Raw genomic sequence first — 12,280 nt, 5'->3', positions numbered from 1 at the left:
GGGTTTTTCGCTTTCTGGGGTACGGACTCTCCATCGAACTGCGTTCGATTATTCGATCTTACGGCCTCACCCTGCGCGCCAGCGCTAAAGCGCCACCGCATCATCCGATGGATGTGCAATTTCGCATTACAGGTGCACTTTCTCAAAAGGCCCGCCCCCAATCCTCCACGCGTCAAACGAGCGCACTCATATTCTCCGTTTATCGAGTGTTTTTTATTGTCATTCGGTGATGGAATATAGCCACGAACCTCTAAAGGTATCACTTTGTTAAATCACAACATATTGAATTAAAACTAGGAACATTCCGAATAAAAACGACATTGCTGTTAATTCATTCATATAAGGCTATGCTGAATTTTACCCATTGATAAGACATTTTTATCCTATTCCGCTGCCAACGCGAAATAATGGAGGATCCGGCGACAATGGCAATTGATATGTATATGAAAGTTGAAGGAATGACGGGCGAGTCCCAAGACAGCAATCATAAAGGATGGACCGACGTACTTTCGTTTAACTGGGGCGCTTCACAGCCAGGAAATATGGCTGTCGGCGGTGGAGGCGGTTCCGGGAAAGTGAATTATCAAGACCTCCGTATTCAAGCGCTTATCGACAAATCTACACCCGCCATTCTTAAATATTGTTCCAGTGGAAAACATGTCGCGAAAATCGAGCTTTCCGTATGCAAAGCGGGTGGCAACCAGGTGGAATATTCCAAAATCGTTCTCGAAGACGTGCTGGTGACGCAAACCGATTTTAATGGTGTCGGTCAAAATGATGCGATCCTGGTTGATTACGCCTTCCAGGCGTCAAAAGTCACCATGAGTTACTGGGAACAAGGCAGCAGCGGCACTAAAGGCGCTGAAAGCAAATCTGGTTGGGATATCAAGCAGAATAAAGAGAGCTAAGTGCATTCGGGCACCTAACAATACGTTAATGATCGGGTGATAAAATCATGGCAATGGATATGTTTTTAAAAGTTGAAGGCATTAATGGCGAATCGAAAAATGCGAATCACAAGCAATGGATCGATGTCTTCTCCTTTAACTGGGGCGCGCGGCAGCCTGGCAATATGGCCGTTGGCGGCGGCGGCGGTACGGGTAAAGTGAATTTTCGCGATCTGACCGTACAGGCTCTGATAGATAAAGCGACACCTGCCTTATTGAAATACTGTTCGGCCGGTAAACACCTCGCCAAGGTGCAGTTGTCGCTTTGCAAAGCCGGTGGGCAGGAAGTGGAATATACCCGCATTACTCTGGAAGATGTATTAGTGACTCATACCGACTTCATCGGTGTCGAGCACGGTTCCACGCTAGGCATTGAATACTCTTTTCAGGCCGGTAAAGTATCGATGGAATACTGGGAGCAAGCGAAGCAAGGCAATAAAGGAGCTTCGGTGCAGATGGGCTGGGACATTAAGCAAAATAAAGAAAGCTAATCACATTACGGTGCATATCGTAATGGCGGGGGGATTATGGCATTTCCTAAGTCACATGAAATTTTAGCTCTGACATCGCAACACGAATCGAATAATCGGGTGTCAGCCAACTTTTTGACCCGTGAGATTTTGAATGAGGCGCTGATCCTCGTCAGGTCTCTGTCACCAGAAGAAGTCTTTCGATTAACAAAAACGGAGACCGGCCAGATCGCATTTACGCTGGGTGAACTCAAAGATGAAAACAACCGCCGATTGACCGCCAATAATATTGAGTCAGGACAACGACCAGGCGGAAGAATTAATCACCTGGATAACCGCATTAATGTCTCTTTTCCCGGAACCTCATGGCAAATGGGGGCGCGTGTTCAGCATTTTGAGAATATCGCGTCGAGTACCGTCGGCGGAGCCGGTCTGGTTTTGATCGCGGGATTATGGACGGGGGCCGGTTCTGGCGTTGGCAGCATTTTAGGCAGAAATGCCGCCCAGCTCGCGGTAGTGACTGGCACGTATTTGGGTAAACGCTTCGTGACCAATAAAACCATGGTCGTGAATCAGATGGCAGCACATATCAAAAACCTTGCCGATATGTTTAACTCCACCCACAACGCCTTTAATGATTTCAAGTTCGAAAGCGCAGCCAAGCGCGCACAATACAGTCCCGATCCTCAGGCACAGCACCCTATTACTTTTGAACAGAAAGTCACGGATAACAATGCAGTTCCTGCTAATCATACCGATGCCATTCAGGCTATCGTGCGCCGTTTTGTGACGGGAACTTACCAACGTGTAGATATCGTCGGCCAGGGCGATATGTTTATAAAAGTCTTTTTCAGCGATGGGGAACTGGACATTTCGCAAGCCCAGTATGACTACCTCAGCAATTTGAAGCTCCCGTGATTGATCAACCTGGCAGGTCTTCGCGGTTCTGGCGCAACGGTTGTCATTCTGTCCAGGGTGCAAAAATGCCCCGAATTGACGAAAAGATTTTTATTGTCGGTAAGAATGGTCAATGACGATGACAAGGCAGACTGCCGGATCGGACGCGATCGTTGCACCAGCGTGGCCAGGTTTTTTCACACTCGGCTCGAGCAAGCGTCCTCTCCGGGCAGTCTTTGTCCGGCATTAATTAAACGAACCCTCCCCCCGGCAGTTAACGCGAACCATCCGCGTCCATAGGGTGCAGCTCGGGGTAAAATATTGCCGTTCGGGGGACAACAAGAGGAGATAAGGGTACAGAAGTGTGCGTATCACCTTAGTGAAAAAGTGTGACGCCCTGCCGCAAAATAACATATTGAATTAAATGATAAAAATCAACTTACAACGCACAGATTTCATAATTTCACTTCCGATTTCATCTTTGCAAAAAGCATCCTGCCTCTAATATCACGTTATTTCACCTTCCCCGCGCCTATTTTAAGGCTATTCTAAGCATCGAATACACCGAGCCCGGCAGTGCAATGGCATATACATCAGAAAAGCAGATAAGAACTCATACGGTGGGCATCCTCCCTGGTGGCCGTTTTCATGGCTTGATGAATCAGGGGGGCATCGGAATTTTACTTAGGAATATTCATTAAATACACGCGCAAACCTTCATAGGGATTTTCATGGAAAGAAATACGCCCGTAGCCTTTGCCTGATGCGCTACCGAATTCTAAACGGGCATTTAAAATTGCGGTATTTTTGGCCCGCACACCTTTTAATTACATTTAATTCGTGAAGCTTACTTATAAGAAAAAGGCAGCCTGGTTGCTATAAGCCACCCTATCTGCAGTCGTATTTCTGGGTATTATTCTCATTATACTGGAGCTTATTAATGAATCAGCGTTTGGATATCATCGGTATTGGCCTTGGCCCGTCGAATCTTAGCCTGGCAGCCTTAGGAAGTGAAATAGAGGGATTTACGGGACAGTTCCTTGAACGCAAACCTCATTTCTCCTGGCACCCAGGGATGATCCTGGCGGATTGCAGTATGCAGACCAACTTTTTAAAAGATTTAGTGAGCGCGGTTGCCCCAACCAATCGCTACAGTTTTCTCAACTATCTGGTAAAAAACAGAAAATTTTATCGTTTCCTAACGACGGAGCAGCGCACCGCATCGCGCGAAGAGTTCGCCGATTACCTCACCTGGGCCGCCGCCGGGATGGGATCATTGGCATTCAATCAAGACGTTCAGCGGGTCGAATTTGACGATCGGCAGCGCCAGTTCGTGGTGACCACCTCGAATAAGGTCTTCCACGCCAAACACGTCAGCATTGGCATAGGCAAGAAAATAAAGTTGCCGGATTGCGTGACGATGCAAAGCGATCGCTGTTTCCATGCCAGCGAAATGATGCTGCGCAACCCCGATCTGACCGGCAAACGCGTGGCGATCGTCGGCGGCGGCCAGAGCGGCGCAGATCTGTTCCTGAATATGTTTAAAGGAGAATGGGGGCAGCCGGCGCAGCTCGACTGGATATCGCGCCGCAATAACTACAATGCGCTCGATGAGGCTGCTTTTGCCAACGAATACTTCACGCCCGATTACGTCGAGAGCTTTTACTCACTGGACAGCGCGGCCAAGCGGCATATGCTGGCCGAACAGAAGATGACCTCAGATGGCATCACCAGTGAGTCGCTGCTGGCGATTTATCGCGCCATGTACCACCGCTTCGACGTCCTGCGCGAGAAATTATGGGTGCGCCTGCTGCCCAGCCGTTCGCTGACGGCCGTGAAACACACGCTGGATAACGCCTACCAGCTCGAAACGCGTCATCATCTCGATCACGGCCAGGAAACCTTCAAGGCGGACGTGGTGATCTTTGCCACCGGTTATCAATCGGCGACGCCTGAGTTCCTTGAGCCTTTGGCCCACCGGTTGTTAAAGACTGCGGACGGCGAATACCGCATAGCCCCGGACTTTACCTTTGAGTGGGAAGGCCCAGTGGAGAACTGCTTATTTGCGATGAACGCCAGTATGCATAATCACGGCATTGCCGATCCTCAGCTGAGCCTGATGGCCTGGCGATCGGCCCGCATTCTTAATCGGGCGTTAGACCACAAGCCATTTGATCTGGGAACAACGCCGACAGCCATTCAATGGCGCAGTGAAAGCGTACCGCCCGCGTTTTAAATACAAGAACGTCTTAATCATTGTCACTATGCTTTGATGGAATTACGTATATGAAGAGACAATTCAAGAAGTTTATTCTAGATCAACTGGCCGTATTAGCCCCCGAGTTCAAGGCCAGATTGATATACAAAAGGGCATTTGGCAAACCGCTGAATTTACAGTCGCCCTCAACCTGGAATGAAAAAATAAATCATCTTAAGTTGAATGACTACAGTAATAACGCATTGGTGACTCAATGTGCAGATAAATATGCGGTGAGAGAGTACATCAAAGAAAAGGGATGTGAAGAGATTCTCAATGAGTTGTATTTCTCCTGTGATTCAGTGCAGGAAATACCCTGGGAAACGCTGCCTGATAAGTTTGTCATTAAGGGAAACCACGGTTCAGGGTATAATTTAATTTGCCAAAACAAACAATCGTTGAACATTAAAAACGCCTCTCATCTGATCGATGGATGGATGAAAGACGATTACTGGAAAACCTATGTAGAACTCAACTACAAAGGGATACAAAAAAAGATAATTGGGGAAAAGTATATCGAATCGGCCAATGGTCACGGGCCTGAAGACTATAAAATCTATTGTTTCCGCGGTGTGCCTTACTGCACCTTGCTGTGCGTCGGCAGGGATACCGGGACGCCAAAATATTACTTCTTCGACAAAGAGTTCAAGTTCCTTTGCTATAGCGAAGACTGCCTGGCATTGAGCCAGGAGGAGATAGACGCTTTCGTGAAGCCTGAGGGATACGATGAACTGTTTGAGTACGCCACTCGCTTGTCGGCGCCCTTTGAGTTTGTTCGCGTTGATTTCTACATCTCGCAAGGCCACATCATTTTTGGCGAGCTAACCTTTACCCCCTCCGCCGGATTGGATACGGATATTTTGCCGCCGACCGATATTTTGCTTGGCAAGATGCTGACGCTGCAGCAGCACTGATTTTCACCGGACGCTCGCAGGGAAGATCGGGCGGCGCAGTGCCCAGCGCGAGGAGGAATACCGGCCGGTATGTTCGCAGCCTGTCGGCCGGTATTGCCCTGAAGGTATCGGGCCAAGGATCTCGCTTGTTCATACCGCCGTTACAGAAAAATCCCGCCACCTATCCCTGATAGCCCGCAACCGACCCAGGCGCAACACCTCAGCCGGACCACATAACCATTTGAAAAATAATGGCATTAGATAATCAATAAGAATCACTTACATATTTATAATAAAATGTTCTATATGTATAGGAAGCTATAATATAAGATACCGGAAAGTTTCCCTGGTGTTGTTGTGTGTCTTTGCCCTATTTTATAGGGCTTTTTTTGCTAAAAATCGTTGATAACCGTGTATTTCCCCCGCTATTCGCCATTCCCCCCCCATAAAAACCATAACCATTTCTAATTAATTGCAATCTCTCTTATTCCTGACTTACCAATAATAACAATGAGTTGCTATTAACCCGGCAAAGCAACTGGCGGCCCTCTTCCGGATTTTGTCCGCCCTAAAGGTAGGTTTTTGCCGGGCGCGAACGGATGCTACTATCGGCCTTTTTCCGAAGGTGTTAACCCGCATGTTTTTGTCCAACCGGCATTTTATCTCTGCGCTTCTGGCGCTCGCCATCGGCCTTTGGCTGCCGGGTTCCGTGCTGGCCAGGCCCGATTTGGAACGCAAGATCGGCGCTACCGTAGCCAATAGCGATTCTGCCGATTACCGCTTCAGCGACCTGCGCTTCACCTCCGCCGATGGCCGACGGCATTACCGCGTTCGCATCGCCCAACCGCATCGGGCGCCTGAGCCGGGCGGCTATCCAACGGTTTATTTCCTCGACGGCAACGCGGTGCTGATGGAGTTAAACGCCGCCTTACTGGCCAAATTGGCAGCGGCGAAGCGGCCGCCGGTGCTGGTCATGATCGGCTATGACAACGATCTGCGCATCGATGCCGCCGGCCGCGCCTACGACTATACGCTCCCTCTGCCGGCAGGCATGAAGACACCGCCGCGGGCCGGCGGGGGCGCGGATGCGTTCCTGCAATTGATTGAAACTCGGATCAAACCGGCGATCGCCGCCAGACTGGCGGTCGATCCGCAGCGGCAGACGCTGTGGGGGCACTCCTACGGCGGGCTCTTCGTTCTGCACACGTTGTTTACCCATCCTGCCGCCTTTCAGCGCTATATCGCCGTGGAACCCTCGCTGTGGTGGGGCAACGGCATGATCCTGCAAGAAGCGCAGCAGATGACGGAACGGCGCGCGGCGCCGGCGATAAGGCTGCAACTGTGGGTTGGCCTGGCGGAACGCGATCGCGCGGCCCCGCCCGGTGTAAAGAGCCCCGCTCTGCCGGCGGACGCAACGCATTTGCTGGCCGAACAGCTGGCGCAGCTCGACGGTTTCACCGTCGGCTATCGGGAATGGCCCGCCTTAGGGCACGGCGCCATGCTGGGCGCGACCATCGAGCCGGCGCTGGGCAGCGTCATCGCAGAAGACTGAATTCGCGGCTCAGAAGGCATCGGCCACATTTTCATCTGCAGCGCATATCTTCTGATAAGAAGAGTGTTTAATATCTGAGACAGAGAACGGTGGCCGCGGGCGGGCGCGTCAAAAAACAAAGTGGCTCCCCCGTCGGCAAGTGAGCTTGCTCTATCCGGTGGAGCCATACAGTACTGCAGTTTTCCCGGTGGGGCCCTGGTGAGGCGCAAGTAGGAAAAGATGGTGTAAGCAGGGCATTTCAGCGTTTTAATACCGCCTGTTTCACTATTTTCTTCTCCCTGTGGCGCCTATCATAAGCGCCCGTTCACCAGGCGGAAAAGGGTGAAAACCACCCTTGAAATACATTAACGAAAGTGATATTAGAAGCGGTTGGGGCGAAAGCGCCTAGTTCAGTTTTGAATAATTAAATCAGGGAATTATATTAAAAATGAATATTAATATCACCGACAAACCCAACCCTCAGGATGAAGAGTTCGTTATCGACAGCCTTTGGGCGCACAATCACAAAACCCAGCCCGTAGACATTCACCCGCTGTTCCTGACCGTTACCGACGACAACCAGCAGATCGTCGGCGGCCTGGTCGCGCGCACCTGGTGGGGCGGCCTGGAAGTGCAATATCTGTGGGTTGGCGATCAATGCCGCAAAAGCGGGTATGGCCGCCAATTGATGGAGTTGGCCGAAGAAGAAGCCCGCAAGCGCGGTTGCCATATGGCCTATGTCGATACCTTCGATTTCCAGGCCAGAGGCTTCTACGAAAAATTGGGCTACCGGGTCTACGGCGAGCTGGGCGACTATGCGCATCGCCACACCCGCCATTATCTGGCTAAAAGCCTGTAACGCGGCCTGAGCGGCACAGAGGTGGGTATGGGTTCATCACATAAAAATAATGAATCTTATTTTAAGGGCCTCATCACCATGATGGAGCACCTGAGCGAACCCTGGGGCATCAAAGACCACCTGTCCCGCCACCTCTATATGAACCGCGCCGCTTATCTCTATACCAATACGCCGCTGAATTTCGACGTCGCCGGCAAATATGACCACGAGTTCCCCGCCGACTGGGCCGACTCCGCCGCCGACTTTATCGAGCATGACAAAATGACCGAAGCGGCGCGCGATCGGGTCACGGTCATAGAAACGCACTACTGGTACGGCAAAGACAGCCTGACGCCGTTTATCAGCGAAAAGCTGCCGGTGTACAACGATGACAAACAGGTGATTGGCGTGATCTGGAACGCCAAGCCGATGAACAGCCTGTCACCGCTGAAGTACATCAATCAGCAAAAACCCAGCGTGTTGACCACCGAAGTCAATAACGAGCTGTTCACCCGTGCCGAACTCGATGTTATTTTCCTTATGCTGCAACGATTTACGGTGAAAGAGATCGCCAAAATCTATAATGTCAGCAATAAGACCATCGAAAACCGCATTTATAACATTTACCAGAAGGCCAACGTGCATACTCAGCAGCAATTTGAGGAATACTGCAAATACGCCAATCTGGATAACTACATTCCCGATCGCCTGATAACCAAAGGCATTCAGTTTATTTGAACCGCAAGGAAGATCTCACCGTGATAAAGATCGAAGATTATCCGCTCACCCGGGTGCCGCAGGATAAACGAGTTTCGTTTTTAAGCGTGGCCATCGTGCATATGGGCATGCTGACCGCACTGGACCAGTTCATGCTCGGCGCCGTACTCGGCAATTCCATGACGCTGATTGACGCCTTCACCGCCATCTTCGTCGGCAGCCTGATCTTCGGCGTGGTGACCTACGGCCTGGGGCTGGCGGGCATGCGCGAAGGCATTTCCGGCAGCCTGCTGGCGCGCTGGTGCGGCTTCGGCCGTCTGGGCTCGGTGCTGATAGGCGTGGTGGTTGCCGTCAGCCTGCTGGGTTGGTTCGGCATTCAGAACGCCATTTTCGCCAAGTCGCTCGACTTCGCGCTCGGCAATAAGCTGGGCTTCGGCCTGGCCGCCGGGCTCTCGGGCACGCTATTGACCATCCTGGTGGCATTCGGCTTCAAGGCGCTGCGCATCGCCGCCCGTATCGCGGTGCCGATGTTCATCATGCTGGTGGCCTATATTTCGGTGACCGCGCTTTCCGGCCATAACCTGCAGGAGATCATCCAGCTGGCGCCGCCGGGTGAACCGCTGACCATCAGCGCCGGCATCACCATCGTCGTCGGCGGCGCCATCGTGGCCAGCCTGATGACCCCCGATCTGACCCGTTACTCCAAAAACGGCAAGCACGTGCTCGGCGTCACGCTCTTCACCATTATCGCCGGCGAGTTCGTGGTGAACGGCCTGGCGATCCTGATCGCCAAAACCCTGGGCACCGCGGATGTGGTCACCATCATGTCGCAAGCGGCCGGCGGCGCCGGTTTGCTGGTGGTGGTGTTCTCCACCCTGCGCGTCAACGATCTCAACCTGTACTCTTCTTCACTGGGCATCGTCAATGCGGTGGAAGGCATCACCGGCAAGAAGCTGAAGTACACCTACACTACGCTGGTGATCGGTATTCTGGGCACCACCCTGTCGGTGCTGGGCATTCTTGACCGCTTTGTCGACTTTCTGACGGTGCTTGGCGTGGTCTTCCCGCCGATTATCGGCATCATGCTGGTGGACTATTATCTGCTGCGCAGCCATCGCAAGATCCTGGATGAGAGCCGCCGGACCGGCCAGCTGCCGAACGAAACGCCAACTATCGGCTGGGCGGCGATCGTCGCCAGCATCGCCGGCGGCGCCGTTGGCCTGGCAACCGAATGGGGCGTACCGACCATCAATTCCCTGGTCGCTGCCAGCCTGCTGTATTGGCTGCTTAAACTGGTCTTCAGCCGGGCGCAAAAACCGCTGGCATCACAGAAATCGCTCTGATTTTCGTGAACGCGGTAATGCACTCCTCCGATAACGGGGGAGTGTTAGACGCTCGAAAAGGGGATTCAATGCAAAAGAATGAGCCGATCGCGCAGACAAACGGCCGTGGTGGTTAGGGTCCCTGGTGTCGGTAGCAAGCTATCCATTATGCTCAGAGTGTGGCAACGCCCCCTCTGAGCTTTTTATTATAAAAACTGTCGGCTTCCGTGTTTTGATCGTAAAGAGAAACTTCAGCTTGCATGAACAGTAGCCCATGAAATCGGCTTTGGTCAACATAAAAGTAAACATAAAACCGGCTTTTGTGTTCACTTTTCCATAAGAAAAACCTAATCAATTGATTTGCACGGCTTTATCTTTCGCGCAGAGGAAGCAGACCGCCTCCGCTGATATCATTGCGCTAAACGGCTGACGGAAAACAATAATTACTGCTAATAATCAGTTCGTTACCTGCTCGCCTGCGCCTTTTTATCTGGACAACGCCACTGCGTAAGATATAGTGAAGCCTGCGTAATGTTTGTAAGGACAGCCAATGAAAACCACCAACGCACAGCGCAAAATCAACATCATTAAAAATATTGAATATCTGATGCGTACCCGCGGTGAAACCAAGGCTTCCTTTTCCAATCGCAGCGGCCTGACGCGTACGACTCTCTACAAAATTCTTGACGGAAGAGTGAACAACGTTCAGCAATCCACCGTGAATAGGATCTCCGATTTCTTCGGTGTCTCCTGTGAAGAGATCGAAGATTACGATCTGGAAAAGCTGGAGCTGCTTAACGAAACGCTGTCCACCGAAGGCAACAAGAACCCTTCCGCCATTCCGGTAATCCCGCAGTCGCGCTATCTGGCCGTCTCGCAGCGCAAGATCGGGCAACTGGTCACTGAGTTCCCTTTGACTTATTTCTTCGGCGATGAGTCGAACATGTTGGCAATGAAAATAGAGACCGAAATTAAAGGGTCATTTATTCCCGGCGAAGTCATCATCATCAAACGCCCGCCGGTACTGATTTGCGATTCGCCTTTGCTGTATCACTCGGGAAAAAGCGGCTTCTTTGTGGTTGACGACAAAGACAGCGAAAGCATGGACAAACGCCCTCAGGACACCGTGCAATTCCTGGGTTACATCGTTGGAGAAAGGCTATAAATGGAACCGAATCAGAAGTTCAAGCTGTTGGGCTTCACCCGGCATGGCACCATCGCGGCCAATGTCATGGTATTGGCCACCGGCAAAACCATCACCATGGGGCTGAATGAGCTGGCCGACAGCGAAATATCAGAAGATTTAAGCCGGCATGAGCTGCAGGCGCTGTACCGTAAACTCTATGGTGACAACCAACAAAAAACCGCCTATGAGCTCAGCGATCGCCATGAACGATCCTGGTACGCCTACCTGATTATTACCGTGGCGCTCAGCGTGATTTATATTTTCTCAACGCTGTGCGGCGTCAAGCCGATCCAAATCCCGGTGCTGAATCTCATCACGCCGCCGGCGATCTTCATTTACCCGCTCACGTTCATTCTGGTGGATATCCTCAACGAATTCTATGGCTTACGGCTGGCCAGGCGCACCATCATCATCTCGTTTATCGCCAATCTGACCTTCGTCCTGGGCGTTTGGGTAACGACGCTGGTGCCGAGCATTCCGCAGTGGGAGTACAGCGAGACCTACAACGGCATCGTGCACAGCATCATGGCGGTGCTGGTGGCCTCGTCGGCGGCCTATCTGATCTCCGAAAACGTCAACTCCTACCTGCTCTGCAAAATCAAAGAGTTGACCAATTCCCGCTACCTGTTTGTGCGCGTGATCACCAGCACCGTAGTGGCTTCGGCCATCGACAGCGTGGTGTTCTGTACGCTGGCGTTCTACAACGTGCTGAGCTGGGACATCATCAAAACCATGATCCTGTCGCAGTTCCTGATCAAGGTGGTTTACGCCCTGCTGGGCGTCGGGCCGATCTACGCCACCCGCAGTCTGTTTAATCGCTACATCAATACCGAACAAGCAAAGGGCAATGAATATGCATATCCAAAAGCAAGATAAAATCACCCATCTTGGCGCGAACTCCGATTATCCGGATCAATATGCTCCCGCATTGCTCGAAGCCTTGCCGCGTGCCCGCGGCCGCGATCTGATCGGCGTGGACGAGCAGCAGCTGCCGTTCAGCGGCTTTGATCTCTGGACCGCCTTCGAGCTGTCCTGGCTCAACGCCAAGGGCAAGCCGGTGGTGGGCATCGGCGAATTTACCTTCCCGCACTCTTCTTCCAACCTGATCGAATCCAAATCGTTCAAGCTGTATCTCAACAGCTTCAACCAAACGCGCTTCGACAGCGTGGAACAGGTGAGCGCCGCCATGCAGAAGGATCTGTCGCAGGCGGCCAATGGCCAG

At 51.8% G+C, this 12,280-nt stretch carries 12 protein-coding genes and 1 pseudogene; all 13 read left to right on the top strand.

The genetic code is table 11. The features are described from left to right. Positions 1-230, top strand: a 230-nt coding sequence (locus MMS95_RS23865) for a hypothetical protein (protein ID WP_242142405.1), incomplete at its 5' end; no start/stop codon positions are given. A 195-nt stretch (positions 231-425) separates the two neighbouring features. Continuing rightward, positions 426-908 (top strand): type VI secretion system tube protein Hcp, encoded by a 483-nt coding sequence (locus MMS95_RS23860; RefSeq protein ID WP_004937362.1) that lies wholly within the window; start codon positions 426-428, stop codon positions 906-908. A 47-nt stretch (positions 909-955) separates the two neighbouring features. After that, complete coding sequence (locus MMS95_RS23855; RefSeq protein WP_004937359.1) at positions 956-1,438, top strand: type VI secretion system tube protein Hcp; 483 nt, start codon at positions 956-958, stop codon at positions 1,436-1,438. Between the two features lie 36 nt (positions 1,439-1,474). Beyond that, entirely contained in the window at positions 1,475-2,335 is an 861-nt protein-coding gene (locus MMS95_RS23850; RefSeq protein ID WP_228392543.1) for a hypothetical protein, read from the top strand. Between the two features lie 919 nt (positions 2,336-3,254). Beyond that, complete coding sequence (locus MMS95_RS23845) at positions 3,255-4,550, top strand: lysine N(6)-hydroxylase/L-ornithine N(5)-oxygenase family protein (protein ID WP_033632085.1); 1,296 nt, start codon at positions 3,255-3,257, stop codon at positions 4,548-4,550. A 50-nt stretch (positions 4,551-4,600) separates the two neighbouring features. Next, positions 4,601-5,485, top strand: a complete 885-nt coding sequence (locus MMS95_RS23840; RefSeq protein ID WP_033632084.1) for an ATP-grasp fold amidoligase family protein — start codon at positions 4,601-4,603, stop codon at positions 5,483-5,485. Positions 5,486-6,101: 616 nt separating this feature from the next. Then, on the top strand, positions 6,102-7,016 hold the full coding sequence (locus MMS95_RS23835; RefSeq protein ID WP_242142403.1) for an alpha/beta hydrolase-fold protein: 915 nt from the start codon (positions 6,102-6,104) through the stop codon (positions 7,014-7,016). A 427-nt stretch (positions 7,017-7,443) separates the two neighbouring features. Further along, a complete protein-coding gene (locus MMS95_RS23830; RefSeq protein ID WP_004937348.1) occupies positions 7,444-7,854 on the top strand; it encodes a GNAT family N-acetyltransferase in 411 nt (136 codons plus the stop codon). A gap of 27 nt (positions 7,855-7,881) precedes the next feature. After that, on the top strand, positions 7,882-8,571 hold the full coding sequence (locus tag MMS95_RS23825; protein ID WP_004937346.1) for a PAS and helix-turn-helix domain-containing protein: 690 nt from the start codon (positions 7,882-7,884) through the stop codon (positions 8,569-8,571). A gap of 20 nt (positions 8,572-8,591) precedes the next feature. Beyond that, complete coding sequence (locus MMS95_RS23820; protein ID WP_004937343.1) at positions 8,592-9,893, top strand: cytosine permease; 1,302 nt, start codon at positions 8,592-8,594, stop codon at positions 9,891-9,893. Between the two features lie 529 nt (positions 9,894-10,422). Continuing rightward, positions 10,423-11,037, top strand: coding sequence for a helix-turn-helix transcriptional regulator (locus MMS95_RS23815; RefSeq protein WP_004937341.1), 615 nt, complete (start codon positions 10,423-10,425; stop codon positions 11,035-11,037). After that, positions 11,038-11,934 carry a queuosine precursor transporter gene (locus MMS95_RS23810; RefSeq protein ID WP_004937338.1) on the top strand — a complete coding sequence of 299 codons (897 nt, stop codon included), beginning with the start codon at positions 11,038-11,040 and terminating at the stop codon, positions 11,932-11,934. Continuing rightward, positions 11,912-12,280, top strand: a pseudogene (locus tag MMS95_RS23805) (NADPH-dependent 7-cyano-7-deazaguanine reductase QueF); the annotation flags it as partial. The gene MMS95_RS23810 and the pseudogene MMS95_RS23805, both read left to right, overlap by 23 nt.

This window comes from Serratia sp. PGPR-27 (assembly GCF_022678525.1).
Lineage (GTDB): Bacteria > Pseudomonadota > Gammaproteobacteria > Enterobacterales > Enterobacteriaceae > Serratia > Serratia nematodiphila.
Note: the sequence above shows the minus strand (reverse complement) of the source record. Positions and strands in the feature narration are given on the sequence as shown.

What these genes read in the sequence shown, in the direction of transcription:
- MMS95_RS23860 (WP_004937362.1), top strand. Translation starts at nt 426, where the DNA reads ATGGCAATTGATATGTATATGAAAGTTGAAGGAATGACGGGCGAGTCC.
- MMS95_RS23855 (WP_004937359.1), top strand. Translation starts at nt 956, where the DNA reads ATGGCAATGGATATGTTTTTAAAAGTTGAAGGCATTAATGGCGAATCG.
- MMS95_RS23850 (WP_228392543.1), top strand. Translation starts at nt 1,475, where the DNA reads ATGGCATTTCCTAAGTCACATGAAATTTTAGCTCTGACATCGCAACAC.
- MMS95_RS23845 (WP_033632085.1), top strand. Translation starts at nt 3,255, where the DNA reads ATGAATCAGCGTTTGGATATCATCGGTATTGGCCTTGGCCCGTCGAAT.
- MMS95_RS23840 (WP_033632084.1), top strand. Translation starts at nt 4,601, where the DNA reads ATGAAGAGACAATTCAAGAAGTTTATTCTAGATCAACTGGCCGTATTA.
- MMS95_RS23835 (WP_242142403.1), top strand. Translation starts at nt 6,102, where the DNA reads ATGTTTTTGTCCAACCGGCATTTTATCTCTGCGCTTCTGGCGCTCGCC.
- MMS95_RS23830 (WP_004937348.1), top strand. Translation starts at nt 7,444, where the DNA reads ATGAATATTAATATCACCGACAAACCCAACCCTCAGGATGAAGAGTTC.
- MMS95_RS23825 (WP_004937346.1), top strand. Translation starts at nt 7,882, where the DNA reads ATGGGTTCATCACATAAAAATAATGAATCTTATTTTAAGGGCCTCATC.
- MMS95_RS23815 (WP_004937341.1), top strand. Translation starts at nt 10,423, where the DNA reads ATGAAAACCACCAACGCACAGCGCAAAATCAACATCATTAAAAATATT.
- MMS95_RS23810 (WP_004937338.1), top strand. Translation starts at nt 11,038, where the DNA reads ATGGAACCGAATCAGAAGTTCAAGCTGTTGGGCTTCACCCGGCATGGC.